The organism is Pedococcus sp. P3_C7 (genome assembly GCF_056402615.1).
This window is the reverse complement of record NZ_JBFUHC010000003.1, coordinates 49,190-74,912: the sequence shown is the minus strand read 5'-3', so window position 1 is coordinate 74,912 and position 25,723 is coordinate 49,190. Positions and strand designations below refer to the sequence as shown.

The following is a 25,723-nucleotide window of genomic DNA, read 5'->3' as shown; positions in this document are numbered from 1 at the left end:
CGCGGGGCCGTSCCCCCGCGGCATACCTCACCTCACGGGGCGGTCGGCAGACCCGCCTCGCGCCACGCGCGGAAGCCGCCGACGATGTCGGTCGCCCGGTGGATTCCCAGGCGCAGCAACGCATCTGCGGCCAATGACGACGTGAAGCCCTCCTGGCACAAGATCAGCACGCGGGCGTTGTAGGCAGCGATCGGGAGTCGCGCCTCGTGTCGTGGGTCGAGCCGCCACTCGAGGACGTTGCGCTCGATGACGATCGGTCCGAGGTGGGGGGCGACCTCGCCCTCGAACGCGCGCTGCGCGGCGGGCCGGATGTCGACGAGGACAGCGCGGCCGTGGAGCACCTCCTGGTAGGCGGCGCGGGCGCTGACCCGGTCCAGTCGGCTGCGGGCGTCACTGAGCTGGTCGTCGATGCCGGCGTAGGTCGGGGCGTCCCAGCCGCGACCGGTCTGCGTCGGGGCCGCCGTCGCGGTCGGGTCACTGAACAGGCGGGTCTCCCAGTGGACGGTCGTGGCGGTCACCACTGCTCACCCGCCCGCTCGACGCCGGTCTGTCGCAAGGTGTTGTCCAGCAAGGCGTAGCGGGTCATGCCACGGAGCGCCGGTGAGTAGACGTGGACCGACAGGGCCGGGCGATCGCCGAGGTTGGCCACGTTGTGGATGTGGCGCGGGCCGAACGAACGCCCCTCGCCCTCCCACAGGTAGCGGTCGTGTGCGGCGTTCCCCGACCAGGACTGCTCGGCGAGCTCGCCCTTGACCGTGAGGAAGGCGCCCTCCGACTGGAGGTGGTCGTGCCAGCCCGTGGTGGACCCGACCGGCCAGTGGATCAGCCAGATCTCGAGGTGGGCGCTGGCGTCGAGCCGGCGCCAGCTGCGCTCGGTGGCGCCGAGGTCGACCTCGCGTTCGAGGTCGGGGTCGGTGGCGAACAGCTGTGCGGTGCGCAGCAGCTGGCTACGGGTGAAGCGGTTGACGCCGGGTGTGCCGGCGGTGGTGATGGCGGTCATGGTCCTGCTCCTGATCATGGGTGTGGGTCGAGCTGTCGGAATGCGGTGCGGGGCAACACATTCGGAGACAGAGCGAACCCTGCGTCAGGTGCAGGTCGAGGTGGATGCGGTGGTATGCCGCGTGGCTGTGGAGGGATGAAGCCATGGTTTCGTCTTCCGATCGGGCGGCGCGCTCACGATGGGGCGCCGGGGCTGGTGCGGGCTGAGGTCAGGCGCAGCAGCAACACCGCATGACGCCGCTGCACATGGAGCCCATGTGCATGCGGTGCGCCGCGGTGGTCGAAGACATGCCTCTAGTTGAGCACGACGGGTGCGGCGTCGTCCACGGGGAGCGGCGCACGTCTCGCCACGCGGGACGCGATCGGATTGACGTCACCGCGCAGGGGGTCCCCGGCGCGGTGACATCGACCCAGCGGGGGGAGAGGGGGTCACTCTGCGCTCGAGTGTCGCCGCACCAGGGCCGCGTATGCCGCCGCGCTGGGTTTGGGCGTGCGGGCGAAGGTCTCGCGATCGACCTCGTGGAGCCCGAGTGCCGACTCGTAGCCGAAGACCCACTCGAAGTTGTCGAGCAGGGTCCAGTGGAGGTAACCACGCACCGGTACCCCGTCCGCCATGGCGGCGAGGAGCCCGTCGAGGGCCGGTGCCAGGAACGCGGCTCGCTGGCGGTCGTCGGCGGTCGCCATGCCATGCTCGGTGACCAGGATCGGCACACCCGTCTCCTCGAAGGTGTACCGGACCGCGCCCCCGAGGGAGGCCGGCTCGATCGCTGAGCCCATCTGGTTTCGCTCGGCGTCGGCGGGCGGAGGGACCTCGCCCGTGCCGTCGTAGGCCATCCGTTCGTAGTTCTGGACGCCGACGAAGTCGTCGTCCCTGGCCAGCTCGAACCACCGGCCGTAGACCTCGGCGCGCTTCCGGTCGCGGACGGAGGCGTCGTCACCGACCACCACGTCGTCGACGACGGCGATCGAGAAGCCGACTGGCAGGTCGGGGCGGCGTTCCTTGATGGCGGCCTTCGCTGCCCGGTGGCCGGCAGTGAGCCCGTCGCCGATCGCGTCGAACTCCTCCGGCACGACGACGTTGGAGGCGCGGTACCGCTCGACGCCTGCTGAGACCCCGGCCGCCTCCAGGTTCGCCCGCTCCAGGTCGTGGACGAACTGGGGGATGTGCAGCCACGATAGGAGCCGGGGCAGGTTCGGCTCGTTGAGCGTCACCGCATGGGAGATGCGGTCGCCGAACCGGTCCATCACGGCTCCGCAGTAGCGGGCAAAGAGCTCAGGGGCGTCCGCGGCCAGCCAGCCACCCTTGGCGGCGAACCAGTGCGGCGCGGTGAAGTGGTTGAAGGTGATGACCGGCGCCAGCCCCACTGCGATGCAGCCGTCGACCATGGCCTCGTAGTGGTCGAGAGCTTCGGGGGAGAAGGTGCCCTCGTCGGGTTCGACCCGAGCCCACTCGACGGAGAAGCGATAGGCATTAAGCCCCATGTCCTTCACCAGGTCGATGTCCTCCTGCCACAGGACCCAGTTGTTCGTCGCCTTGCCGGAGGGCTCGCGGAAGGGAGTGGGATCGGTGTGCTCGAGGAACCACGTGTCACTGTTGGTGTTGTCGCCTTCGTTCTGGTGGCCGGCGGTCGAGACCCCCCAGAGGAAGCCCTTGGGCATCGCGATGTCGGTCATGGTGTTCTCCTTGATGGGTGTGGTCGGTGAGTCGGTCCGGCGCTTGGCTGCTCGGGGGTGGGCGTGACGAGGTTCGTCCGGTCGAGCAGCTCGACGAGGTTGCCCTCGGGATCGGCCACGTAGGCCATCCGCACGCCGGGCTCGGGCGACGGCCGCGGAGACATCACGGCGCGCGCCCCGAGCGCGACGACGTGCTCGTAGGCCGCGTCGAGCCCATCCACGTCGAAGGCGACGTGGCTGAACGTCTCGGACAGGGCCGCTTCGCCCGGGTCCTGCGCCCGCAGCCCTGGGGCGCTTCCGGGACGGTGCAGGAGCTCGAGCCGGTCCCCGTGCTGCGGGTGCCGGAGCATGACGATGTCGAGGTCGATGGCGTCCACCCGCAGGGTGAGCTCGCGCTCGTAGCCCAACGCCGCGGCATACCAGTCCGCCGCTCTGTCGAGGTCGGCAACGCCGAGGCCAACATGGTCGAGTCGGGGCTGGATCCCGTTGTCAGCCATGGACGTTCAGTCCGTCCGGGTCGCCCGTCAGGTAGGTCTCGAACCGGCCCTGCGGATCGCGCGCAGCCCTGATCTGCTCCAGCCGGTCGTAGTGCTCGTCCGACAGGAAGCGGTCATTGCGCCGGCCGAAGTCCGTGTCGCCGAGGTAGACACCGACGCCGCCCTGTGCCGCGACCGAAGCCGTCCGGTCGTGCACCCAGGTCCGGTAGTGCTCATCGTCGGCAGGGTCGGTGTAGATCGCGTAGGTGGCGACGTAGACGTTGCCCTCGACGGAGAACGCCATGTCGGGCAGCTCGCGGGTGGGCGCCCAGCCGTACCAGATCGAGAAGGAGTGCTCCGTGTCCAGCTCGCTCCACAGCCGGGTCAGTGGCGGGGCGAGGTCGGCTGCGCTGGCGTCGGTCCAGGTGCAGTCGACGGCGTACCGGTGGTTCTCCGGGTTCTGCTCGGCCTGCACCACGTTCTCGTCCAGGATCGTCGTCCGTCCCTGGACGTGGCCGAGCTCGCGTCCCGCCAGCGGTCCGCTTGCGAAGGGGCGCAGGAGCTCGGCGCACTCGTCGTCGGTGTCGGCCATGACCGTCGTGTGGATGAGCAAGGTGGTGCCGCCGGGGTGCTCCACGCCTTGGTGCAGTGGGACGTTCGGCAGCCGCGTCGCAGCGATCACCGGTTCCACTCGCCGATCCAGGGAGGGCAGGAGATCGTGCATCCAGTGCAGCAACGCCTCCCCCTCGGCGAGGGGAAAGGTCCAGGTGTCGTGCCACATGACCCGCGGGGCGGCATAGGTCTGCAGGTGGAAGGCGACGACGACGCCCGGGAAGCCGGGACCGGACCCTCGCGCCGCCCAGTAGAGATCGGCGTTCTGGTCGGCGTTGGCGTGGACCAGGTCACCGTCGGCCGTCACCACGTCGACGCCGGCGACGCTCTCGCAGGCCCAGCCGCGGGATCGGCTGTTCCACCCCTGGCCGCCCTGGAGCAGGAAGCCGCCGATGCCGACCGATGGGCAGTGTCCGCCGGGGAAGGCTCGTCCACGCTCTGCGAGGAAGGGCGCCAGCTCCAGTCCTCCCCTCGTTGCCGGCCCTGCTACGACGATGCCCGTCGCGTCGTCGTACTCGATCGAGCGGAGAGCGGCCAGGTCGATCAGCAAGGCGTCCTGCCGCAGGCTCCAGGCTGCCCACGAGTGACCACCCGAGCGGACCGAGACGCGCCACCCTCGTTGTCGTGCAAGCCGGATGCCTGCGATGACGTCGTCGATCGACGCCGCCTCGAGCACGGCTGCGGGATAGCGGTCCTCGCGCCGCTCGTTGAAGATCCGTCCCACCCGCGCTTGGTCGTATGCCGTGTCGCCCCGCTCGAGAAACCGCCCGGCGAAGGCAGGGCGGTCGGCCGCCACAGGGACTTCCCGGCCCATCTCAGCCCACCGCTGCCGTTCCGCCGTCAACCGGGAGGTTGACCCCCGTGACGTGGCCGGCCTCGTCGCTGGCCAGGAACAGGATGGCGTGGGCGATGTCCTCGGGCTGGCCCCACTTGCGCAACGGGATCCGGGCGACGATGTCGGCGGCGGGACCGTCGGGGTCCCGCAGCATGGGTGCGGTGTGGGGAGTCTCGGTCATCGCCGGGCTGACGGCATTCACCCGGATGCCCAGCGGGCCGCCTTCGACGGCGAGCTGGCAGGTCAACGCCAGGACACCTCCCTTGGCGGCGCCGTGTGCGTTCTGCGGCATGAAGAAGGCTCCGCGAGACCCCGAGATGGAGCCGAGGTTGACGATCGACCCCCCACGCTCCCTGAGGTGGGGCCAGGCTGCGCGGATGGCGTAGTAGACGATGTCGAGCTCGTTGCGGATCGTGAAGGCCCAGTCGTCCACGGACAGCTCGTCGATGGCTCCGAAGCGGATGGCGGAGGCGTTGTTGACCAGGATGTCGACCGCCCCCGCGAGCCGTACCGCCTCGTCGACGTAGGCGGCAGCCCCCTCCGCGCTGGCGAGGTCGACCGGCGCGATGTCATCCATCCGTCCGCCGGTGTCGCGCACCAGCCGAACCGTCTCCGCCGACGCCTCCGGGTCGAGGTCGCAGCCGACGACGTGCGCCCCCTCGCGGGCGAGGACCTGGGCCGTCGCACGTCCGATGCCCCCTCCGGTCCCCGTGACCAGGGCGACCTTGCCAGCCAGCCGTCCACTCATGCGCGGTCTCCGGAACCGCCGGATCCGGCGCCGCCCGGTCGGGCCAGCGCCCCACCGCCGAAGTTGCGGTCGTGGTCGAGCGTCATGGCGTGGATGGGGTAGGCGGTGGCCCGCATGTGCTCCTCGTAGGCTGCCACGGCACCGACCAGGTCGGTCTCGCCGCGGTCGACCCGGGCGAGCTGGTCCACCAGGGTGGCTGCGTCGTGCAACGCCAGGTTGGCCCCCATGCCCAGGGTCGGCAGCATGCCGTGCGCGGCGTCGCCGACGAGGGTCACCCGGGACGAGGTCCACTCCTGCGCCAGGTCGAGGTAGCCGAACGGGATCGCGAAGAGCGAGTCGAGCTCGAGCTGGCCGACGATCTGCCTGGCCACCGGGTGCCAGCCCTCGATGGCCCGCAGCATCGAGTCGCGAAGCTCGATCGGGGTGTCAGGAGTCCACTCGCCGACCGGTGGGACCACGGTGCCCGGGGCGACGCTGCAGCTCACCATGAGGTAGGGCTCCACCGTCTCGACGGCTACGTCTGGCGCGACCTCGGCCGCGGCCGCACCCGCCAGCTGTCGCGGCTGGTACTCACCCAGCAGCATCCTCGACCCCGTGCGGTCGACCGCGATGATCACGCCCTGGTGCAGGACCGGAGGCATCGCCGCGAACAGGTCGGGCGTCAGCGGCGTCCGCCCGTAGACACCGATTCCGGCGACACCGGTCGGGACCACGGCGACCTCCGGCAGCTTCTGCTGCCGCACGGCCGAACGGATGCCGTCGGCGGCCACGAGGAGGTCACCCCGGGCCGTCCGTCCGTCCGCGAGGGTGACGGCCACGCATTCCGCGTCCTCGGCGTAGGACACCACGGGGGAGTCGACGTGGAGAACCCCGTCGAGTCGCCCCGAGAGGATCTGGCGCAGGGTCCGGCGATGCACGCCGGTGTGCGGGCGGTCGCCGTCGTTGGGGGGTCCCATGTGGTGCTGGGAGCTGAGCTCGTTGAACTGGTCGTCGAGCACGATCGACTCGTGGCGCTCGTAGTTGGCACGGGAGGTTCGTTGGTACAGCTCGTAGAGGTCGTCAGGGAGGCACCGGCGAAGGGCGTTGCCCCCCAAGGCATTCATGTGCAGGTAGTAGCCCTGCTTGCGGGTGAGGTCGGGGTCGCGTTCGAAGACCTCGACGGTGTGGCCGTCCTTGGTCAGGCCTTGGGCGAGGGCGAGTCCGGACAGACCGCCACCGGCGATGAGGACGTGCATGGGTCAGTTCCCTTCCGGGTGGACGACAGGATCGAACGAGTCGTAGGCGGCCGCGAGGCCGTCGATCCGGGACCGCTCCGCCCCGTGCCGCTGCGCGGTCTCGATGATCTCGCGGTAGTGCTCGTGCTTCTCCGCCATGGTGATCACCGAGGTGTCCAGGGAGGTCCATTCGACGGAGCCGTCGGACTGCAGGAGCCCTTGCGCACCGCAGGTCGCGCACTCGACCTCCCGGCCGCGCAGCTCGATGACTGACAGGTGGCACAGCGGGCACACCCCGGGCTCGCCGGCATACACGGCCTCGTCGAACGGGCGGCCGAGCTGGCCGGCGACGTGCCGCCCGAGCTGGCCGGCGCGCTCGAGGGCAGCAGTGTCGAGGACCACCGACTTGGGGGTGCCGCAGCCGCTGACGACCAGCTGGTCGACCACGGCGGTCTGCATGGAGAACGTCAGGGTGTGCAGGACCGGGAGGGCGAGCGTGTGCCACCGACCGACGAGCGAGCCTCCGACGGCCATCAGTCCGGCGACGCGCGGCTTGAGCACCCGCTCGTCGAGGCGGAAGGCCATGGCCGGCTGCTCCCCGCGGGCCTGCATGTCGAGCATCGTGCGGACGATCGCCGCATCGGCGTTGGGCCCGAGGAGACGGTCGACGACGACCTTGACGACCGCCGGGACGGTCCGGCTGAAGATCGGGGCGCTGACGACGAGGCCGTCGCAGTCGAGGAGGCGTTCCCACAGCCACCGGAGGTCGTCGTCGCCGGTCCGACCGGCCCCGGTGCCGTAGCGCAGCTCGTCGAGGCGGACCAGCTCGACGGCGACGTCGTCGGACTGGGCTGCCTTCAGCGCCTCCTTGAGCAGGATCTCGGCACTGCCCCCGGGGGCACCTGCGCCGAGACCGAGAATGCGCATGGTCATCAGGACTCCTGGGTGGCCGGCGGCCGCATCGGTTGCGTGAGGTCACGGCCGTCCCAGCCGTCGGCCAGGCCGACGAGCCGGGCGTGCATGCCCAGGATCGGTGGGGCAGCGCGGTGGACCTCGATCGGGTGGGGGAACAGGTCGCCGCCCCCGTGCCACGCCACGTTCACGGCACCGGACTGCGCCGTGTGGATCAGAGGGCAACCGAGGGCTTCGAGCCGCCGCGTCTCGGCCTCGAGGTCCTCGACGACCCAGCTCACGTGGCCGAGGTTGTCGGTCCCGACGCCATAGGCCGCTGCGAGCTCCTCGTCGACCGTGTGGACCTGGCCGAGCTCCAGGACGAGGGGGCCCCACGCCGCGAAGGCCGCGGTGTGGTCGAAGAAGGAAGGGTCGTCGACCTCCGTGCCGTCGGCCATCGTGAACTGGTCGAAGGTCACGTGCTCGTGGACGAGGAAGGGGCCGACGCCCAGGCTCCGCACCGCGCGCTCCATGGCGCTGGCGAGGTCGTCGACCCAATAGCCGACATGGTGGAGTGGCGGCACCGGCTCTCCCCGAGGTTGTCGAACAACTCTTGCTCTGCGGAAGTCTTCTTCTCACAGTGAGAGTACGCTGAACTCGTTGCGAACGGAAGAGCGGACCCCAAGGAGCTCGAAATGCAGATCATCCACCTCGGCCACGCCTGCCTGCTCGTCGAGCTCGACGGCTCCCGGCTGCTCATCGATCCGGGCGTCTTCTCCGACGTCTCGGGCGTGACCGACCTCGCCGCGATCCTGGTCACCCACCAGCACGGGGACCATCTCGACCCCGCGGCGGTCCGCACGCTCATGACGTCGAACCCGTCAGCCCAGCTGGTCATCGACCCGGACACGGCAGACGCCGTCGTGGGTCTGCCAGAGGCGAGGGTCGCGCGTCCGGGCGAACGGCTTCGGCTCGGGGACGTCGTCGTCGACGTGCTCGGCGGCATCCACGCACCGGTCTGGGGGCCGGTGCCTGGCTGCACCAACAACGCCTACCTGATCGGCGATGGCGCGCTGCTGCATCCCGGGGACTCGTTCGTGGTGCCCCACCGCGACATCGACGTCCTGGCTGTCCCGATCGACGCACCCTGGCTGAAGCTGTCAGAGGCCGTGGAGTACGTCGCCGGGACCAGTCCGCGGGTTGCCATCCCGATCCACGAGGGCGAGACGACGGACCCCGCGAAGTATGCCGGGATGCTCGCAGCCTTCAGCGCCGACGACGTGGTCCGCCGGCTCGCCCGCGGAGAGGCGACCGAGGTCTGAGCCGGGTCGACGAGTGGTCAGGTCGACGAAGGGTGGGGAAGGTCAGGTCGTCGAGGTCCAGGTGTGCGTGCCGGGGGAGGCCTGGTGTCTGGCCCCGTCGGGCAGCACGACGACCGCCTTTGTGCCCGGTGGGACCGTGACGTCCAGCCGCAGGATCCCGTCGGTGATCTGCCAGGCGCTGCTGATCGGGCCGAACGGGCTGTCGAGGTCGGCACGGGCCGAGGTCAGCCCTCCGCCGGGTCGTGGCTCGACCCGGAACGTCCGGTATCCCGGGGAGGTGGGCACCAGTCCCGCGACGTACCGGTGGAGGAAGGAGATCACGGCGCCCTTGCTGTAGTGGTTGAGCGACTCGTGGGCCTCTCCGTCGGCGTCCACTCCCTCCCAGCGCTCCCACACGGTGGTCGCGCCGCGCTCGCGCATCACGAGCCAGGACGGCTGGGTGTCCTGCAGGAGCACGTCGTAGGCCGTGTCGAGGTGGCCGTGGTCGGCCAGGGTCGGCAGCAGCATGGCAGTGGAGAGGAATCCTGTGGCGAGGTGGTCGCCGGCCTCCCGGATCAGCTCGACCAGCCGGTCCGCCACGGCGGCACGGTGCTGCTCGGGAACCAGGCCGAAGGACAGGGCCCGGACGTGGGCTGCCTGCGTCTGCACCGACAGCCGACCCGTGTCGTCGACGAACTCGGCCCGCCAGGCCGCCAAGGTCCCAGCCGCAAGTCCGTCCAGCCACTGGGTCTCCGAGGCGGATGCGCCGACGACCTCGCCCATGCGGGCGGCTTGGACGGCTGACCGGTGGAGGTAGCCCGTGGCGACCTCTGACTTGTCGGCGCTGGCAAAGGCGAAGAAGTCGTGGAGGTCGACCCCCGGCTCGAGCCACTCACCCCAGTGGAACCCGGTGTCCCACAGGTACGCCTCGTGAGGCTGGGGGTCGGACCCGGAACGGCTCGGGTGACGCTGGCTGGCGGCCTGCCCCGCGGCATACCTCAACCACTTCATGAGGGCTGGCCAACCCTCCCGAAGGAGGTGCGCGTCGCCGTAGGCCTCGTGCAGGTCCCACGGGGCGCTGACGACGACGTCGCCCCATCCGGCGGACCCGTTCACGCGGCCGACGGGACCGTCGAAGCCCTCGATCGGGGAGGCGGGGGAGATGTTCGCGACGCACCCGTCGGCGCGCTGGTCGAGGGCCACGTCGCGCAGCCACTTGCGAGTGAAGGCGCCGACGTCGAAGAGGAAGGCCGCCGTCGGCGCGAAGATCTGCCAGTCCCCGGTCCAGCCCGAGCGTTCACGCTGGGGGCAGTCCGTGGGGATGTCGACGATGTTGTCGCGCAGCGACCAGACGGTCGCCTCGTGCAGCCAGTTGAGCCGCTCGTCACTGCACTCGAACCACCCGGTGCGCCGCAGGTCGCTGTGGATCGCCACCCCGGTGAGGTCCGTCTCGGCGAGTGAGTGGGGGAGTCCCTCCACCCGGACGTACTGGAACCCGTGCGTGGTGAACCGGGGTTCGAAGACGTCGCCCTCGACACCGGCGGACGTGACCACGTCGACCTGCCCGACGGGCAGCTTCTCGGGGAAGATCGGCACGTCGACGTCGAGGTGCGCCGTCGTGAGGTCGCCGCCCACCAGGTGCTCACCGTGCCGCAGGGTCACTGTCGTGCCGGCCGGGCCTAGGTCCGCGAGTCGCACCCGGCCGGTGATGTTCTGGCCGAGGTCGACCAGGCTCGCTCCGTCGGGCAGCCTCGTCACCGAGGCCGGCACGAGCTCCTCGATCGGGCGCACGGGCGGCGCGATCGACCGGACGACCCGCACATCGGGGTCCCGCGCCTCGGCGGGGGCGAAGCCGGCGGGGGTGAGAGCGGGGTCGTGGACGGACCCGTCCAGACGCCGACGGTCCTCCTCCTGTCCTCCGATGAGGTCGGCGACCAGGAGGTGCGACGGCCCGCTCAGCCAACCCGGACCGGTGGTGGTGAGGGTGGCGCCGTCGCCCGACTCGAGCTGGAGCCGCACGGCAGTCTGCGTCCCGAACTGGTCCCCGGCGCGCGGCATACCCACCTGCCCGCGGAACCAGCCGTCGGCGAGCAGGACCGCCACGACGTTCTCGCCGTCGACGAGCAGGTCGTCGACCACGTGGGACTGGTACTGGACCCGGTCGCGGTACTGCGTGTAACCGGGAGTGAGCTCCGCGTCGCCCACGCGCCGGCCGTTGAGCCACACCTCGTAGAGGCCGAGGGCGGTAGCGAAAAGCGTTGCCGGAGTGCCGGATTCGGCATGGAACGTCGACCGCAGCCAGTATGCCGGTCTCCGCCCCTTGGGGGGCACCTCACCTTCGCGCGGACCGATCCAGGAGCCCTGCCAGTCCGCGTCCTCGAGCAGCCCGCTGTCGAGCTCGACGGCGCCGCTCCAGTCGCTCTCGCCGAGGTCGGTCCAGACCTTGACCCGTGCCGACGTGCGCCGCCTCGAGCGGTTGAAGACGGGGACGACGACGAAGCCCTGCTGTCGACCTTCGACCCGGCCGGTCTCGTAGCCGTCACCGGTCCGGATCGCGTAGGCCACCTGTGCGGTGGCGCCCACGGGCAGCCACCAGCTCAGGGCGGGCTGGTCACCGCGGCCGAAGGCGTCGCCGCCGACGACGTCGACGCGCAGGTTCGTCGGCGGGAGAGGGGTGCTCACGGCAGGCGGTCAGACGAACATCGAGGCGCGCGCCCCGGTGATCCAGCCGACGAGGTGGTCGTTCTCGGTCTCGGCGGTGGGGACGTCGGCGACCAGCTTGCCGCGGTTGAGGACGGCGATCCGGTCGCAGACGGTCATGGCCAGCGGCAGGTTGTGGGTCACGAGGACGCACGCGATGCCCTGGTCGGCCATGCGGCGGATGAGGTTCTGGACCTGGAGCGTCTGCTCGTAGCCGAGGGCGGCCGTGGGCTCGTCGAGCAGCAGGACGCCGTTCTGGTCACCGGTGACGCGGGTCGCGCTGCGGGCCAGGGCGACGACCTGTCGCTGACCGCCGGAGAGCATCTCGACCGGACGGGTCATCGCAGCGGTGCGGACACCGAGGCGCTCGAGCTCCGCCTCTGAGCGCTTGCGCTGCGCCCGGTGGTCGACGAACCCCAGCCAGCCGAGCGGTCCCTTGCGGATGATCTCGCGACCGATGTTGAGGTTGGTGGAGATGTCGAGGGCGTCGACGAGTGCGAGGTCCTGGTAGACCATCTGGATCCCGGCCGCCGTGGCGTCGCTCGGGGCCGAGAACACCTTCTCGTGGCCGTGGACACGGAGGGTTCCTCCGGTGGGGCGGTGGGCCCCCGACATGATCTTGAGCAGGGTCGACTTGCCGGCGCCGTTGTCGCCGAGGAGACCGACGACCTCGCCCTGGTTGACCTGGAAGTCGATCCCGTCGAGGGCGCGGACGAAGCCGTAGTGCATGTCGACGCCCTCGAGCTGCAGGGCGGGTGCGGTGTCGGTCATGCGACTCACCTCGTGCCGGTGTGGACGGAGGCCTGTGCCGTGGTCATCAGGCGGGTGGAGACCGCCGTCGAGACCCACTTCTCGAGGCCGAGGGAGGCGAGCAGCAGGACACCGGTCACGCCGGTGGCCCAGTAGGGCTGCACTCCCTTGACGGTCAGGCCGTTGGTGATCGTGGCCAGCACGAGGGCACCGACGAGGACGCGGGGCAGGCTGCCCCGCCCACCGGCGAGGGAGACGCCGGCCAGGGCGACGGCGGTGAGGGCGTCGAAGATGATGCCCGGACTGGCTGAGGGGCTCGCCTCGGTGACGACCGCCGTCGTGACCAGGCCTCCGAGGGCGGCGCACACGGAGCTGATGACGAAGCCGGCGACCTTGTAGCGGTCGCTGTGGATGCCCGAGCGTCGCACCGCCTCGGCGTTGCCGCCGACCGCCATCATCCGGATGCCGTCGCGGGTCCGGGTGAGGAAGACCGTGACGATGACGAAGAGCACGGCGACGATCCAGACCGGTGCGGGCACGCCGAGGTAGCGCTGCGTGCCCATGAAGTTCAAGTTCGTCAGGCCCGGGAAGGTGTAGCCGCCGGCGATGAGGGCCGCGGCGGCACTCGTGATCGAGAGCGTGCCGATCGTGACGATGATGGGGTTGAACCCGCGCAGTGAGATGAGGCCGTTCGCGACCCCGACGAGCGCACCCACCGCGATGCCTGCGGCGATCGAGACGATGACGAGCTGGCCGTGGGTCATGAGCCACCCCGTGGTGCAGCTGGCGACCGCCGCCACGCCGGGGATCGAGAGGTCGAGGGCCCCGCAGATGATGCCGACCGCCACTCCGGCGGCGAAGATCGCCGTGAGGGCCGCGCCGTTGGCAATGAGGATGGCGTTGTCGAACGTCCCGAAGAAGGGACTCGCCCACACCGAGAAGATCACGATGATCAGAGCCCAGAGGACGAAGATCCCGCGCTCGCGGACGAAGATCAGGGCGCGGATACCGATCGGGTCCTTGGCGGGACGCGGGGGAGCAATGGCATCCGGCGTCCCGGCCGCCCCCTCACTGGAGGGAGCGGCCGCGCGCGGGGTCGTGGGGGTGGCGTTCATGGGGAGCTCGCTCAGCCGTTCTGGGTGACGATCTTCTGCGGCACGACCAGCACCTGGCCGACCGCCTTCGGGTCTGCCTGCATCTTGACCAGCGTGTCGAAGGACTGAGCCATGTCGGCCTGGAACTGCAGAGCGACGGAGGCGAAGACTGCACCCGACTTCACGAGGGCGAGGACCTCGTCGTTGCCACCGAAGTCGACGTTGCAGCCGAGGGTCTTGCCCGCCGACTTGAACGCCGTGATGGCGGCGAGGGTGCCTTCGTCGCCGGTGGACATGACAGCCTTGACGTTCGGGTGCCCCTGAAGGACGCTTGCGATCGTCGTCACGCCCTTGGTGCGGTCGACGATGCTCTGCTCGTCGACGATCTTGGCGTTGGGAGCAGCCGCCGCCAGGGCCTTCTTCGCGGCGTCCTCCATCTCCTGCTTGCCCGCGCTACCGGCGGCCGACGTGGAGAACAGAACGTCCGCGTTGCCCCCGAGCTTGCTGGTGATGCACTTGCCGAGCTGGTCACCGAGCGCGGTGCCGGCCTGGGTGTAGTCGATGTAGTCGAACGTGATGCCGGGCTGGGGGCCCGAGAGGCCGTACTCCTCGGGCTTGCCGTTGACCAGGATCGGCACACCCTTGGCCTGGGCCTTCTTCAGCATGTCGCCGAAGCCCTTGGGCGCGACGGCGAGGACCCAGGCGGCGCCGGCTCGCCCGGAGTCGATCACGGCGCTGAGGTCCTGGGTCTGCTTGCTGGGGTTGAAGTTCGGGTCCTGGACGATGACCTGCCAGCCCTTCGACCCGCCGTATCCCTGGACGCCCTTCGACAGTCCCTGAAGGGCCGGCGGGGCGAGCGAGATCGGCGAGAAGACCAGGGTCTTGGGGAGGGTCGAGGCGGCCCCGCTGGACGAGCTCGAGGAGCTCGAGGTCGACGAGGACGAGGTGTCCGACCCCGACCCCGTCCCCGAGGCGCAGGCGGACAGGGCGGTGACGGTCAGGCCGACCGTGACGACGGACAGGGTGCGGGCGTGACGCCGACGGGGGGTGCTCACGGTCGGTCTCCTCTTTGAGTGCGTGGCTGTGGATGTTCGGTTCGACTCTCGCATTGTGAAAGTCGATTTCGGTTATGGTAACTGTAGGCGGTCGCGCGGCGCTTGTAAACGCCTTCCGCGAAATCAGGATCGGGAGGCTTCGAGGCCGTGCAGCAGCGCGCACATGAGGTCGTGTCGCGGGGTCGCGATCCCGCGCCGCCTGCCCTCGGCGGCGATGCCGCCGTTGAGCACGTCGACCTCGGTCGCACGGCCGGCGAGGACGTCCTGGAGCATCGACGGCTTGTGGTGGAAGGCCACCTCGATCGCCTCCGCCATGGCTTCGTCGGGCGACTTCGTCAGGACGATTCCCGCGGCGTCGCAGACTGAAAGAGCCTCTGCCACAAGGAGATCCACTTCACGACGGATAGCAGGGTCGCGGCACACCTGACCGATGGTGAGACGGGTCAAGGCGGCGATCGGGCTCGTCGCGGCGTTGAAGACCACCTTGGTCCACTGCGGCCCCCGGGCGTCCGCGAGGGCATGCGTCGCGAGGCCACCCTCGGTGAGAAGGAGGGCGAGGCGCCGGATGGACTCCATCGGTGCGGGGCTCGGCTCGAAAGGCCCGATCCAGGTGTCGCCCTGGGCGTCGAAGCGGACGATGCCAGGTGCGGTGACCGCGCCGGCCGGGACGATGCTTCCCCGGGCCACGAGCGGCACCACCTCCGCGATGACCTCTTCGTTCCCCAGGCCGTTCTGCACGCTGACGACGGTGGCGTCCTGAAGCGCGGTGTGCGCGCCTCCGACCGCCTCCCGGGTGTGTTGGGCCTTCGTCGCGACGATCCCGAAGTCGCAGCGTGGGAGCTGTGACCCCTCGGTCACGGCGCGCACGGGTGCGACGAACTCGGCGCGGCCGATGACCCGGAGTCCATGTGCGGCAATGGTTTCAGTGTGCTCGCGCCACGGGTCGACGGCCCACACCTCGACGTCGGGCACCCGGGCGAGGTGCGCGGCATACAGGCTGCCGATCGCGCCGGTGCCGATCACGGCGACCCTGGTCGGCTCGGTCATGACGCGTATGCCGCGCGAGCCAGCTCGGCGCACAGGTCCGGGTGCACTCCGCCCACGCCGAGGCCCGCGACGATGCGGCCCTCCACCAGGACGGGGATGCCTCCCGGAGACGTGAGGAGGGGAGACGGAGCGAGTCGTCCGAGCTGCGCGACGGCGGAGCCGAACTGCTGCGCCACGTCCTCGCTCGCCGCTCCGTACCGCGCCGCAGTCGTCGCCGTCGCGAGGGCCACCTCGACGCCGGCCCCGGGCGTGTCGTCCATCCGGTCCTGCTGGATCGGGTCGCCCCCCGCGTCCACGACCGCGACCGCGACGCGCAGCCCGCGCTCGGCGGCAGCTGCGATGGCACGGTCCACCAGGGCGATGGCCCAGTCCAGCTGCACCTGCCGTGTGGCCCCGGGGGCGGGCGCAGTGCCGAGGCTGTCCTCGGGGGCGATGGTCAGGTCACCGAAGCGAGCAGTCCACCGAGCGGCGTCGTCACCGTGCTGACCGACGTAGGGGACGCCCAGGGCGTAGGCGATGAGCAGGTCCTCGGGGTTGGCCGGGGCGCCGTCGGCGCTGACCACCTCGGGGGCGACGTCGGCGGGGAGGAACGGGCTCACCGTCGCCCCTGAGGCCGCGATGCCGCCGACCACCTGACCGTCCTCGTTGCGCAAGGGCATCCCGCCGGCGCCGGGAAACATCGCCTGCGGCGAGATGCCGACGAAGCCACTCGAGATCGGGGCCGGCAGGGTCGTCATCCGGTGCAGGTGCTCGGTGCTCGGGATCTGCTGGGTAGCGGAGATCCAGGCCTTCGAGGTGGCGCGCGCCATGCCGCCGAGGCCGCCGTGGTCGAGTCTCGACGCGGTCACCAGGGCACCACTGGCCCCGACGACGGCGACGCCGCCGCGCAGCCCGAGCTGTTCGGCCTTGTCCACGGCGCGTCGCACGATCGACCGCGCCTCGGCCAGTGGGACGTCGTGGGGATGGGTCATGTCAGCTCCTGGCCGAGGGTGACGGCAGATCGTGGGGAAGGTCGAAGCCCTCAGGCGCCAACCATGTTGTAGCCGCCGTCCGCGACGAGGTAGCCACCCGTGATGTGGTCCGCGTCGTCGGTGGCGAGGAAGAGGGCGGCGCCGGCGTAGTCGGCCGGACCGGGGATGCGACCCATCGGCGTCAGCTTGCGCAGCTGCTCACCGCGCCCGGACTTCCAGTCCTCGCGGCCGAGGGTGGCCTCGGTCTCGATGAATCCGGGAGCGAAGATGTTGACACGCACGGTCGGGGCGAACGCGTGGGCGTAGGACTTGGTGGCGCCGAGGAGGCCGTACTTGGCCGCGGCGTACTGCGGCGCGCGGGCGCTGCCACGGACGATGACCGTCGAGCCGATGTTGACGATGCTGCCGTGACCCTGGTCGAGCATCCTGCTGCCGAACTCGTGGATGCAGGCCATCGTGCCCTTGATGTCGACGGCGAGGACGTGGTCGATCGACTCCTCGGTGATGTCCCGCCAGGACATCTGCTCGCGCGCCACGTCGCCGACGTTGTTGACCAGCACGTCCACGCCACCGAGCTGCTCGAAGGCCGCGTCCGCCATTGCCGCCACCTGGTCCCAGTGCACGATGTCGGCCTGCAGCAGCACCGTCTCCGCGCCCTCGGCGCGCACGCGCTCGGCGGTCTTCTCGGCCCCGGCCTTGGAGCTGCGGTAGTGGATGCCGACGACCCGGGCACCCTCCTGCGCGGCGCGCACCGCGATCTCGGCTCCGAAGCCGGTGCCGGCCCCGGTGACGACGACTGAACGACCCTCGAAGCGGCGGGGGATCGGGACGGGGTTGAGCGGCATACGGAGGGCCTTTCGCGGTAGGAGGGTTCGGTGGCGGGGAGAGGCCTCAGACGAGGACCCGGCCACCATCGATGTAGAGGACCTGTCCCGTGACGAACCTGGCACGGTCGGAGGCGAGGAAGGTCACCGCGTCGGCAACCTCCTCGGGTCGGCCCAGCCGACCGGCGGGCACGAGCGACTCGAGCTCCTCGCGGTGGCCGTCGGTGTCGAGGTAGGCGCGGGTCAGCTCGGTCTCGATGTAGCCCGGCGCGACGGCGTTGACCGTCACGTTGTGGGTGGCCCACTCACGAGCCATCACCCGCATCATCTGGTTGATGCCACCCTTGCTCGCGGCGTAGGGCGCGTGGTTCGGGTGGGCGAGCAGGCCGGAGACCGAGGAGACGAACACCATCCGACCGTATGCCGCGGCGACCATCCGGCGCCCGACCTCCTGGCCGAGCCACCAGGCTGTGGACAGGTTGAGGGTGACCATCTGCTGCCAGTCCTCGTCGGAGAGCTCGAGCACGGGGCGGCGGGTGTTGCGGCCGACGGCGTGGAGGAAGACCTGGGGAGTGCCGACGATCCGCACCGCCTGCTCGACCGCGGCCCGACTGGCTTCGGCCGTGCCCACGTCTGCCTCGATGGTGGCCAGCTCGGTGCCTGACTCCTTGGCCTGGCGCGCCACGGCGTCGAGGGCCTCGGCGTCGCGGTCGACGACGACGACGTGCGCGCCCTGCGCCGCCAGCCCGAGTGCGCTTGCTCCGCCCAACCCACCTGCTCCGACGACCAGGGCGGGCCGTTCCCGCAGGGACAGCCAGTTGCTCACCTTGCCTGCCTCTCCCAATTCTCGTATGATGAAAGTCGCTTTCTGCAAAAGTAACCCACCGCCGACGATGTGTCCAGTGTGGGTCCGGGGGAGGCGGCTCTAGGCTGGCTCACAGGGAACGCTCAGCGCTTATGGGACAGGAAGGTTCGCATGACACCGAGGACGACCGCGGCGGACAAGGGCGAGCCCGCCGACAAGCCCGAGTACCGCGTGGAGGCGCTCGCCAAGGGGCTGCGCCTGCTGAGCCTGTTCGACGAGCAGCGCCCCACCTGGCGGGTGACCGACCTCGCCGCCGAGGCGGGTCTGCCGATGCCGACCGTGTACCGCGTCGTGATGACCCTGGTCTCCGAGGGTTACCTCGACCACCTTCCCGGAGGCGACTACCGGCCCGGGGTGAAGGCGTTGACGCTGGGGACCGCAGCGCTGCGCAGCTTCGACCTCGTCGGGCTCGCGACGCCCAAGCTCCAGCAGCTCGCGGAGCTGACGGGTGAGACCGTCAACCTCGCGGTCCTCACGGGCGACCAGGTGCTCTACCTGATCCGCCTGCGCAACCGTGACCTCGTGACGGCCAACATCCAGGTGGGTTCCACACTGCCCGCGGTCACGACATCGATCGGCAAGCTGCTGCTGGCCAACCTCGACCCCAAGGACCTCAAGTCGAGGATCACCGCCGCGTCCTTCGACACCCAGCACGGTCCCAACGCCAAGCTCTCCCTGGCGGCCCTCAAGGACGAGCTCGCGGCCATCCGCAGCCAGGGGTGGGCCACCCAGAACGAGGAGCTGGCGTACGGGCTCCGCTCGGTCGCTGCACCGATCGTCGGGCCCGGAGGGGCGGTCGTGGCCGGGGTGAATGTCGCTGTGCAGGCTCGGGACTGGTCCAGCGAACGACTGCTCGAGGAGCTCAAGCCGGAGCTGCTCGCCACGTGTGCCGACATCTCCACGCTGGCCTCGTCCGGCATCGTCGCGTGACGCGCCGGCTCGCCAAGCTGTCCCCGCCCCACCTCGACGACGACCAGCGGGTCGTCTACGACGCGATCGCTGGTGGCAAGCGCGCCCAAGGACCGCAGCTGTTCCGCCTGCGTGACGAGGACGGTGGCCTCGAGGGGCCGTTCAACGCCTTCCTCCTCCAGCCCCGGGTGGGCGGTCCGCTCCAGGCGGTGGGGTCGGCCATCCGGTACGAGACCGCCTTGTCGGACCGCGCCCGCGAGGTCGCGATCCTCGTCGTCGGAGTCCACTGGCGCTCCGAGTACGAGTGGTACGCCCACGAGGCGGTCGGCCGGCACGTCGGGCTCACGGACGACGAGCTCAGTGGGATACAGGACGGCTCGTATGCCGTGCTTCCCGAGGACGAGCGCACGGTCGCCGAGCTCACCCTCGCGCTGGTGACCGACGGCGACCTGGACGACGCGGCATACGCGAAGGCCGTTGCCCTGATGGGGGAGTCCGGAGTCTTCGAGCTCACGACCCTCGTCGGCTACTACGCGACGCTCGCCCTGCAGCTGAGGGTCTTTCGCGTCGGCGTGCCGTCGGCCTGACCGCCGACTGAACGTCCACCTCGCCTCGACTGCCTTGACAGGCGTCGAAACCTGAGTGACCATTTGTGAAAATGACTTTCGCGATGTGAGAGTCTTCGTATCTCGATGAGGAGTGCCCCCATGAAGCTCGTGACGTTCGATGACGGCAAGGTCGGCAGGCTCGAAGGGGACACCGTCGTCGAGCTCGACGTCCCCTCGACGCGAGAGTTCTTCGAGCGCGGGGGCCAGGTCGGCGAGACGGGCGCCACGCATGCCCTTGCCGACGTCACGTTGCGCGCGCCGATCGTGCCGAAGAAGTTCTTCCACACTGCCGGCAACTTCTCCGACCACCACGAGGAGCTCCAGGCCGTCGACTGGAGCCACCCGGTCCACAAGGGCATCGTCTTCTTCCAGAACGTGGACGCGATCATCGGCCCGGACGAGGCGATCGTGTACCCCGAGGGTCTGACCAAGGAACTCGACTACGAGCTCGAGCTCGGCATCGTCATCGGCAAGAGCGGCAAGTTCTTCGGGCCCGAGGAGGCAGAGGACTACATCGCCGGCTACCTCGTCTTCAACGACATCACCGCCCGCGACATCCAGCGTCGCGAGATGCAGTCGGGTGTGTTCTCGTTCTCCAAGGCGATCGACACGTTCTGCCCGATCGGGCCGTGGATCGTGACGAAGGACGAGCTGCCCGACCCGCAGAACCTCGCCATGGAGCTGCGCGTCAACGGGGAGGTCCGCCAGGCCGGCAACACGTCCAAGATGCTCATCGACATCCCGCACCTCGTCGCCCACCACTCGGCCCAGGGTTACAGCGCGGGCGACATCATCACGACCGGCACCATCTCCGGCGTCGCGGCGATCCAGCCCAACCCGTTCGACTTCTACCTCCAGGTCGGCGACAAGGTCGAGGCCGAGATCGAGGGCGTCGGCGTCCTGCGCAACCACGTGATCGCGTGGCGGGACCGCCACGACACCGAGCCCTACACGACCGACCTCTACGCCGACCACGAGGACTGAGCGTGCGGTTCGGGACACTCGACGGGCGCTTCGTCCTCGTCCGCGGCGACGACCCGCAGGTCGAGGTCCTCGACGTGGCCACCGCCTCCGGCGGGGACCTGCCTGCCGACGCGGTCGGCGCCCTCGCCCAGTGGGATGACGTATGCCGGTGGGCCGCCACCGCGGACTGGTCCGGTGCCGCTCCGGTGGCAGTGGGTCGGCTGGGGGCGCCCGTCCCGATGCCTCGTCAGGTCTTCGCGGTGGCATTGAACTACCGGCCGCATGCGGCCGAGGCCGGCTACCAGCCGCCTGAGGAGCCGTTGCTGTTCACGAAGTTCCCGACCTGCATCACGGGGTCCGACGTCGAGGTGGCGCTGCCGCCCGGCAACGTCGACTGGGAGATCGAGGTCGTGGTCGTCATCGGGTCGGGCGGGTACCGGATTCCCCGCGCGCAGGGCTGGGCCGCCGTCGCCGGGGTGACCGTGGGACAGGACCTGTCGGAGCGCCTCCAGCAGCTCCGTGGGACGCCTCCGCAGTTCTCGCTCGCCAAGTCCCACCCGGGGTTCGGTCCCACCGGCCCATGGGCCGTGACCCCCGATGCGCTGCCCGACCGGGACGACCTCGGCTTCGAGTCGCGCCTGGGCGACGAGGTCCTCCAGAGCGGTCGGACGAGTGAGCTCATCTTCCCCGTCGACGACCTCGTGGCCCGGATCTCCTCGGTGTGCCCGTTGCTGCCGGGGGACCTCATCTTCACTGGCACCCCTGCCGGGGTCGGGAACCGCAGGACCCCGCCTCGCTTCCTGCAGGCCGGCGAGGAGCTGGTGAGCTCGGTCGAGGGCATCGGCCAGATCCGGCAGCGTTTCGTCTGAGTCTGTTGGACAGCACCGATGCTCGGGCGGTGGCTGGCCAGTCTTGACATGCTGGACGGACCTGAGCACACTTTGGTAGGAATGAAATCAACTTTCACGATGTGATAATGGAGTCACCATGAGTCGGACGATCTTCACCGGCGGGCAGGTCTTCGACGGGACCGGGGTGCCGGCCTTCCCCGGGGAGGTCGTCGTCGAGGGCGACCGGATCGTCGATGTCCGACAGGGCCACCACCCGGATCACCACGACGGCGCCGAGGTCGTGGACGTGGCGGGCCGGACGGTCATGCCCGGCATGATCGAGAGCCACGCCCACCTCACCTTCCCCTCCGCGGTCGGGCACATCGACCCGTCGTTCAACCCGCCGCTCGACGTGTCGTTCTTCCACCACATCGAGGGCTTCGAGTCCGAGCTGGCCCGCACCGAGCGCAACGCGAAGATCGTGCTCGACGCGGGCTTCACCTCTGCATACTCCGCCGGGTCGCTCCTCCCGATGCCGGTCGAGCCGGTCGTCCGCGACAAGATCCGCGGCGGGGTGATCCCGGGGCCGCGGATGCTGGCGGCGGCAGCGGAGCGCGACAACCACCCGCAACGCCCCGACGGCCACGTCGAGCCCGACTGGACCGGTCCCGACGCCTGCGCGCGGTGGGTGCGCGAGCAGGCGGCGATGGGCTTCGACAGCGTGAAGTTCCTCGTGAGCAACGACGACGTCTTCGTCCCCGGCGGCAGCCACATGACGCAGTACGACGCCGACGAGCTCAACGCCGCCGGCGAAGCCGCCCGTGAGGTCGGCGTGTGGCTCAACGGCCACTGCCAGTCACCCGAGTCGGTCAAGCTCGCTGTCCGCGCAGGCTTCCGCTCGATCTACCACTGCACGTACGCCGATGAGGAGGGCCTGGACCTGCTCGAGGCCAACAAGGACTTCCTGTTCGTCAGCCCTGCGCCCGGCATCATCTACGCCAACGTCCACGAGGGGGCCGAGTTCGGGATCACCACCGAGGTTGCCCAGCAGATGGGCTCCGTCGACGCGCTCGCGGGGATGCAGGCGATCTACCCCGCGATCCGCAAGCGCGGCATCCGGGCCCTCATCGGTGGCGACTACGGCTTCCCCAACAACCCGATCGGGCGCAACGCCCGCGACCTCGGGCTGTTCGTCACCGAGCTGGGCTACTCACCCGCCGAGGCCCTCGTCGCGGCCACCCAGTACGGCGGTCAGCTGATGGGCATGGGTGACGAGCTCGGGCTGCTCAAGCAGGGCTACCTCGCCGACCTGCTCGTCGTGAACGGCGACCCGACCGTCGACGTGACGATCCTCGAGGACGCCGACAACCTCGTGTGCATCGTGCAGGGCGGACGGTTCCACAAGCGCTCGCCGGAGGTGGCGGCCGTCTCGTGACCGAGGTCCAGATCCGCCGGGACGTCGTGTATGCCGGCCTGCCCGGCTTCCGACCGCTGGCGCTCGACGTCTACGCGCCGCGGTCGCCGCGGCTGATCTGTCTCTACCTGCACGGAGGCGGCTGGCGGGTGGGATCGCGACGGGCCGGCCCCGGGCCACTGTCGCCCACGTCGGGCCGGCTCTTCGAGCGCATGGCCGGCAGCGGCGTCGCGATCGTCAGTGCCGACTACCGGCTCAGCGGCGAGGCGCAGTTCCCGGCCCAGCCCACGGACGTCGCGGCAGCCTGGGACTACGTCGTCGCCAACCGGGACGGGCTCGGCCTCGGTGACCTGCCCATGGCGGCGTTCGGGGTCAGCGCCGGCGGTCACCTGGCCGCCTTGCACGCTCTGCGTGGGCAGGCTGCACCGCCCGTCAGCTCCGTCGCGCTCTGGTACCCGGTCACCGACCTGCTGGCGATGCCCGACGACCAGGCGGAGGTGGGGGGCGACGCCGACCGCGGCCCGGGCTCGCGTGAGGCGATGCTCCTCGGCGGACCGCCGGCCGACGTCCCCGAGCTGGCTCGGGAGGCGAGCCCCGTCAGTCACGTCCGCCCTGGCGCACCGCCCTTCCTCCTGGTCCACGGTGACGCGGATCTGGCTGTGCCACAACGGCAGAGCGCCCGGCTGGCCGAGGCGCTCCTGGCCGCTGGCGGGACCGCCGACCTCGTCACCGTGCCCGGGCAGGGGCACATGTTCCCGACCCTCCGGGCCCACGAGGTCGAGGCGCTGGTCGACCGGACGACTGACTTCCTGCTGTCCCACGCCGGCTGACCCTGAGGACTCTCATGCCGATCGACCCCCACTACACCCGCAGGTTCCACCTCATCGACGGCATCGCTTCCTGGCCTGAGGCCTTCGGTGATCCCGCGTCGAGGGGGCGCTTCGAGCAGTTCATGGCGCAGGGCCGGACCGACTACGTCCCACCGGCGGTGGAATCTGAGGCGGTCGAGGCGCCTGGACCGCATGGTCCGGTTCCGATGCGCGTGTACTCATCCGGTGGTGTCGCGCCCGGAACGCCTCGTGCCGGCCTGGTGTGGCTGCACGGTGGCGGCTTCGTCGCCGGAGACCTCGAGATGCCCGAGGCCGATGCCGTGGCCCGTGAGCTGGTCGTCCGGGCCGGTGCAGTGGTGGTCAGCGTCGACTACCGGCTGGTCGACCCGGCCACTGGCGCCAACGCCTTCCCGGTGCCGCTCGACGACGTCCTGGCTGCCTGGCGCTGGGTCGTGGTGCACGCCGACGCCCTCGGTCTCGACGCGCGGCGGGTGGCGATCGGGGGTGCCAGTGCCGGCGCGAACCTGGCCACGGGTGCAGCCATGAGGCTCCGTGACGACGGTGACGAGGTGCGACCGTGCCGACTCCTGCTCGCCTACCCCTGTCTGCACGCCGTTCTCCCGCCGCAGCCCGTCGCCCACGAAGGTGCCATGTCCGACGTGCCGGAACTGTTGCGCTTCCGTCCGGCAGACGTCGAGCGGATCACCCGGGACTACGCCGGCGGTGACATCGCGTCCGTGAGCCCGTACGCCATGCCAGCGGCAGGCGACCCCGCCGGGTTGCCGCCGGTGACCATGGTGAACTCGGAGTACGACGATCTACGCGTGTCCGGTGAGGACTTCGCGCGAATGCTCGCCGAGGCCGGTGTGCAGTGCGATGTCTCCACGGAGCCGGGCGTCCTGCACGGTCACCTCAACGAGTCGCCGCGCGTTGCCGGGACGGAGCGCACGCTCGCCCGGTTCGCCGCGGCGCTGTCGTCCCAGCTGGACCCTGGGTCAGCGGGGCGCCACGTCTGACCAGGCCGAGGTACGACCTGCGGAGGAGGATCGATCAGGACCCGCCGGCCGACCGTCGCATCGCCTGCTCTCGTCGACCTGCCACGCACGAAGGAGACGACCATGGAGTACACCCGTCTTGGCAGCACAGGGCTGCGCATCAGCCGGCTCGCGCTCGGTTGCATGAGCTACGGCGACCCCACGGCCGAAGCAGCGCACCGTTGGGCACTGGACGACGATGCTGCACAACCATTCTTCCGGCAGGCCGTCGAGCTGGGCATCACGTTCTGGGACACCGCGAACGTCTACCAGCACGGCACCTCCGAGGAGGTGGTCGGCAGAGCCATCGGTCGCTACTCCCGACGCGAAGACATCGTCCTCGCGACAAAGGTCTACGGAAAGATGCACGATGGGCCTGGTGGTCGAGGTCTGTCACGCAAGGCCATCCTCGAGCAGCTCGACGCGTCGCTGGGCCGTCTTGGCACCGACTACGTAGATCTGTACCAGATCCACCGCTACGACCCCGACACGCCGGTCGAGGAGACAATGGAGGCCCTGCACGACGTCGTCAAGGCGGGCAAGGTCCGCTACGTCGGCGCCTCGTCCATGTTCGCCTGGCAGTTCGCCAAGCTGCAGCACGCCGCAGACCTGGGGGAATGGACCCGATTCGTGTCCATGCAGAACCAGTACAACCTGCTTCGCCGCCAGGACGAATCAGAGCTGATGGCCATGTGCGCCGACATGGGTGTGGGCTGCGTGCCCTATTCGCCACAAGGCAAGGGGCGGCTTGCCCGCCCGTGGGGACAGCAGTCGCACCGATCCGATGTCGATCACCTCGTCCAGGCCTTCGACTCTCCCTTCGACGAACCGGTCGTCACCGCGGTCGAGGCGGTCGCGAACGCGCGTGGTTTGACGATGGCGCAGGTGGCCTTGGCGTGGGTGTTGCGCAACCCGCTGGTGTCTGCCCCGATCGTCGGTGCCACGAAGGATCACCATCTGCCGGAGGCGGTTGCCGCTTTGGATGTCGAGTTGACCGATGAAGAGGCTCAAACCATGGAGAAGGAGTACACGCCCCAGGGTCCCTCTTGGTACTGACCCCTCGCACCCCCGTCGTCGCC

26 protein-coding genes are annotated in these 25,723 nt (G+C 70.1%); 9 read left to right on the top strand and 17 right to left on the bottom strand.

Annotated features, from left to right (window positions below):
- Positions 1 to 32: 32 nt before the first annotated feature.
- From AC1DS4_RS04400 to AC1DS4_RS04360, 9 genes are all read right to left on the bottom strand, one after another.
- Positions 33 to 518, bottom strand: a complete 486-nt coding sequence (locus AC1DS4_RS04400; RefSeq protein WP_477632591.1) for a rhodanese-like domain-containing protein — start codon at positions 516 to 518, stop codon at positions 33 to 35.
- Entirely contained in the window at positions 515 to 1,000 is a 486-nt protein-coding gene (locus tag AC1DS4_RS04395) for a cysteine dioxygenase (RefSeq protein WP_477632592.1), read from the bottom strand. The genes AC1DS4_RS04400 and AC1DS4_RS04395 overlap by 4 nt, the downstream gene beginning before the upstream one ends.
- 428 nt (positions 1,001 to 1,428) lie before the next feature.
- Positions 1,429 to 2,673, bottom strand: a complete 1,245-nt coding sequence (locus tag AC1DS4_RS04390) for a glycoside hydrolase family 1 protein (protein WP_477632593.1) — start codon at positions 2,671 to 2,673, stop codon at positions 1,429 to 1,431.
- Positions 2,670 to 3,170, bottom strand: coding sequence for a VOC family protein (locus tag AC1DS4_RS04385; RefSeq protein WP_477632594.1), 501 nt, complete (start codon positions 3,168 to 3,170; stop codon positions 2,670 to 2,672). Before AC1DS4_RS04385 ends, AC1DS4_RS04390 begins: the two co-directional genes overlap by 4 nt.
- Positions 3,163 to 4,557 (bottom strand): FAD-binding oxidoreductase, encoded by a 1,395-nt coding sequence (locus tag AC1DS4_RS04380; protein WP_477632595.1) that lies wholly within the window; start codon positions 4,555 to 4,557, stop codon positions 3,163 to 3,165. Before AC1DS4_RS04380 ends, AC1DS4_RS04385 begins: the two co-directional genes overlap by 8 nt.
- Positions 4,558 to 4,576: 19 nt before the next feature.
- Positions 4,577 to 5,344, bottom strand: coding sequence for an SDR family NAD(P)-dependent oxidoreductase (locus tag AC1DS4_RS04375; RefSeq protein ID WP_477632596.1), 768 nt, complete (start codon positions 5,342 to 5,344; stop codon positions 4,577 to 4,579).
- Positions 5,341 to 6,579: an FAD-dependent oxidoreductase gene (locus tag AC1DS4_RS04370; protein ID WP_477632597.1), complete on the bottom strand. Its 1,239-nt coding sequence runs from the start codon at positions 6,577 to 6,579 to the stop codon at positions 5,341 to 5,343. Before AC1DS4_RS04370 ends, AC1DS4_RS04375 begins: the two co-directional genes overlap by 4 nt.
- A gap of 3 nt (positions 6,580 to 6,582) precedes the next feature.
- The gene (locus AC1DS4_RS04365) at positions 6,583 to 7,491 is read right to left on the bottom strand and encodes a flavodoxin family protein (protein ID WP_477632598.1); all 909 of its coding nucleotides are present in this window, start codon (positions 7,489 to 7,491) and stop codon (positions 6,583 to 6,585) included.
- Positions 7,491 to 8,033, bottom strand: a complete 543-nt coding sequence (locus AC1DS4_RS04360; RefSeq protein ID WP_477632599.1) for a VOC family protein — start codon at positions 8,031 to 8,033, stop codon at positions 7,491 to 7,493. The genes AC1DS4_RS04365 and AC1DS4_RS04360 overlap by 1 nt, the downstream gene beginning before the upstream one ends.
- A 111-nt stretch (positions 8,034 to 8,144) precedes the next feature.
- On the opposite strand from AC1DS4_RS04360, the gene AC1DS4_RS04355 reads away from it, so the two are divergent.
- On the top strand, positions 8,145 to 8,771 hold the full coding sequence (locus AC1DS4_RS04355; RefSeq protein ID WP_477632600.1) for an MBL fold metallo-hydrolase: 627 nt from the start codon (positions 8,145 to 8,147) through the stop codon (positions 8,769 to 8,771).
- A 42-nt stretch (positions 8,772 to 8,813) separates the two neighbouring features.
- Here AC1DS4_RS04355 and AC1DS4_RS04350 read toward each other — a convergent pair whose 3' ends face one another.
- From AC1DS4_RS04350 to AC1DS4_RS04315, 8 genes are all read right to left on the bottom strand, one after another.
- Positions 8,814 to 11,432 carry a family 78 glycoside hydrolase catalytic domain gene (locus AC1DS4_RS04350; RefSeq protein ID WP_477632601.1) on the bottom strand — a complete coding sequence of 873 codons (2,619 nt, stop codon included), beginning with the start codon at positions 11,430 to 11,432 and terminating at the stop codon, positions 8,814 to 8,816.
- Between the two features lie 9 nt (positions 11,433 to 11,441).
- The gene (locus tag AC1DS4_RS04345; protein ID WP_477615237.1) at positions 11,442 to 12,221 is read right to left on the bottom strand and encodes an ATP-binding cassette domain-containing protein; all 780 of its coding nucleotides are present in this window, start codon (positions 12,219 to 12,221) and stop codon (positions 11,442 to 11,444) included.
- Positions 12,222 to 12,226: 5 nt separating this feature from the next.
- Complete coding sequence (locus AC1DS4_RS04340) at positions 12,227 to 13,315, bottom strand: ABC transporter permease (protein ID WP_477632602.1); 1,089 nt, start codon at positions 13,313 to 13,315, stop codon at positions 12,227 to 12,229.
- A gap of 11 nt (positions 13,316 to 13,326) precedes the next feature.
- A complete protein-coding gene (locus AC1DS4_RS04335; protein ID WP_477615239.1) occupies positions 13,327 to 14,349 on the bottom strand; it encodes a sugar ABC transporter substrate-binding protein in 1,023 nt (340 codons plus the stop codon).
- Positions 14,350 to 14,472: 123 nt separating this feature from the next.
- Positions 14,473 to 15,396 carry a ketopantoate reductase family protein gene (locus AC1DS4_RS04330; RefSeq protein WP_477632603.1) on the bottom strand — a complete coding sequence of 308 codons (924 nt, stop codon included), beginning with the start codon at positions 15,394 to 15,396 and terminating at the stop codon, positions 14,473 to 14,475.
- Positions 15,393 to 16,367 (bottom strand): GlcG/HbpS family heme-binding protein, encoded by a 975-nt coding sequence (locus tag AC1DS4_RS04325; RefSeq protein WP_477615241.1) that lies wholly within the window; start codon positions 16,365 to 16,367, stop codon positions 15,393 to 15,395. Before AC1DS4_RS04325 ends, AC1DS4_RS04330 begins: the two co-directional genes overlap by 4 nt.
- Positions 16,368 to 16,417: 50 nt before the next feature.
- Positions 16,418 to 17,212: an SDR family NAD(P)-dependent oxidoreductase gene (locus AC1DS4_RS04320; RefSeq protein WP_477632604.1), complete on the bottom strand. Its 795-nt coding sequence runs from the start codon at positions 17,210 to 17,212 to the stop codon at positions 16,418 to 16,420.
- A 46-nt stretch (positions 17,213 to 17,258) separates the two neighbouring features.
- On the bottom strand, positions 17,259 to 18,017 hold the full coding sequence (locus AC1DS4_RS04315; protein ID WP_477632605.1) for an SDR family NAD(P)-dependent oxidoreductase: 759 nt from the start codon (positions 18,015 to 18,017) through the stop codon (positions 17,259 to 17,261).
- Positions 18,018 to 18,167: 150 nt separating this feature from the next.
- Here AC1DS4_RS04315 and AC1DS4_RS04310 point away from each other — a divergent pair, with 150 nt between their 5' ends.
- From AC1DS4_RS04310 to AC1DS4_RS04275, 8 genes are all read left to right on the top strand, one after another.
- Complete coding sequence (locus AC1DS4_RS04310) at positions 18,168 to 18,986, top strand: IclR family transcriptional regulator (protein ID WP_477632606.1); 819 nt, start codon at positions 18,168 to 18,170, stop codon at positions 18,984 to 18,986.
- Positions 18,983 to 19,552, top strand: coding sequence for a carboxymuconolactone decarboxylase family protein (locus AC1DS4_RS04305; protein WP_477632607.1), 570 nt, complete (start codon positions 18,983 to 18,985; stop codon positions 19,550 to 19,552). The genes AC1DS4_RS04310 and AC1DS4_RS04305 overlap by 4 nt, the downstream gene beginning before the upstream one ends.
- Before the next feature lie 120 nt (positions 19,553 to 19,672).
- Positions 19,673 to 20,557, top strand: a complete 885-nt coding sequence (locus tag AC1DS4_RS04300; protein WP_477615246.1) for a fumarylacetoacetate hydrolase family protein — start codon at positions 19,673 to 19,675, stop codon at positions 20,555 to 20,557.
- Between the two features lie 2 nt (positions 20,558 to 20,559).
- Entirely contained in the window at positions 20,560 to 21,405 is an 846-nt protein-coding gene (locus tag AC1DS4_RS04295; protein ID WP_477615247.1) for a fumarylacetoacetate hydrolase family protein, read from the top strand.
- A 118-nt stretch (positions 21,406 to 21,523) separates the two neighbouring features.
- Positions 21,524 to 22,801 (top strand): amidohydrolase family protein, encoded by a 1,278-nt coding sequence (locus tag AC1DS4_RS04290; protein WP_477615248.1) that lies wholly within the window; start codon positions 21,524 to 21,526, stop codon positions 22,799 to 22,801.
- A complete protein-coding gene (locus AC1DS4_RS04285; RefSeq protein ID WP_477615249.1) occupies positions 22,798 to 23,610 on the top strand; it encodes an alpha/beta hydrolase fold domain-containing protein in 813 nt (270 codons plus the stop codon). The genes AC1DS4_RS04290 and AC1DS4_RS04285 overlap by 4 nt, the downstream gene beginning before the upstream one ends.
- Positions 23,611 to 23,624: 14 nt before the next feature.
- Complete coding sequence (locus AC1DS4_RS04280; RefSeq protein ID WP_477615250.1) at positions 23,625 to 24,626, top strand: alpha/beta hydrolase; 1,002 nt, start codon at positions 23,625 to 23,627, stop codon at positions 24,624 to 24,626.
- Positions 24,627 to 24,728: 102 nt separating this feature from the next.
- The gene (locus tag AC1DS4_RS04275; RefSeq protein ID WP_477615251.1) at positions 24,729 to 25,700 is read left to right on the top strand and encodes an aldo/keto reductase; all 972 of its coding nucleotides are present in this window, start codon (positions 24,729 to 24,731) and stop codon (positions 25,698 to 25,700) included.
- Positions 25,701 to 25,723 lie beyond the last annotated feature (23 nt).

Coding starts and splice junctions, on each gene's coding strand:
- AC1DS4_RS04395 (WP_477632592.1), bottom strand. CDS start 1,000: ATGACCGCCATCACCACCGCCGGCACACCCGGCGTCAACCGCTTCACC.
- AC1DS4_RS04390 (WP_477632593.1), bottom strand. CDS start 2,673: ATGACCGACATCGCGATGCCCAAGGGCTTCCTCTGGGGGGTCTCGACC.
- AC1DS4_RS04385 (WP_477632594.1), bottom strand. CDS start 3,170: ATGGCTGACAACGGGATCCAGCCCCGACTCGACCATGTTGGCCTCGGC.
- AC1DS4_RS04375 (WP_477632596.1), bottom strand. CDS start 5,344: ATGAGTGGACGGCTGGCTGGCAAGGTCGCCCTGGTCACGGGGACCGGA.
- AC1DS4_RS04370 (WP_477632597.1), bottom strand. CDS start 6,579: ATGCACGTCCTCATCGCCGGTGGCGGTCTGTCCGGACTCGCCCTCGCC.
- AC1DS4_RS04365 (WP_477632598.1), bottom strand. CDS start 7,491: ATGACCATGCGCATTCTCGGTCTCGGCGCAGGTGCCCCCGGGGGCAGT.
- AC1DS4_RS04355 (WP_477632600.1), top strand. CDS start 8,145: ATGCAGATCATCCACCTCGGCCACGCCTGCCTGCTCGTCGAGCTCGAC.
- AC1DS4_RS04345 (WP_477615237.1), bottom strand. CDS start 12,221: ATGACCGACACCGCACCCGCCCTGCAGCTCGAGGGCGTCGACATGCAC.
- AC1DS4_RS04340 (WP_477632602.1), bottom strand. CDS start 13,315: ATGAACGCCACCCCCACGACCCCGCGCGCGGCCGCTCCCTCCAGTGAG.
- AC1DS4_RS04330 (WP_477632603.1), bottom strand. CDS start 15,396: ATGACCGAGCCGACCAGGGTCGCCGTGATCGGCACCGGCGCGATCGGC.
- AC1DS4_RS04325 (WP_477615241.1), bottom strand. CDS start 16,367: ATGACCCATCCCCACGACGTCCCACTGGCCGAGGCGCGGTCGATCGTG.
- AC1DS4_RS04320 (WP_477632604.1), bottom strand. CDS start 17,212: ATGCCGCTCAACCCCGTCCCGATCCCCCGCCGCTTCGAGGGTCGTTCA.
- AC1DS4_RS04310 (WP_477632606.1), top strand. CDS start 18,168: ATGACACCGAGGACGACCGCGGCGGACAAGGGCGAGCCCGCCGACAAG.
- AC1DS4_RS04300 (WP_477615246.1), top strand. CDS start 19,673: ATGAAGCTCGTGACGTTCGATGACGGCAAGGTCGGCAGGCTCGAAGGG.
- AC1DS4_RS04290 (WP_477615248.1), top strand. CDS start 21,524: ATGAGTCGGACGATCTTCACCGGCGGGCAGGTCTTCGACGGGACCGGG.
- AC1DS4_RS04280 (WP_477615250.1), top strand. CDS start 23,625: ATGCCGATCGACCCCCACTACACCCGCAGGTTCCACCTCATCGACGGC.
- AC1DS4_RS04275 (WP_477615251.1), top strand. CDS start 24,729: ATGGAGTACACCCGTCTTGGCAGCACAGGGCTGCGCATCAGCCGGCTC.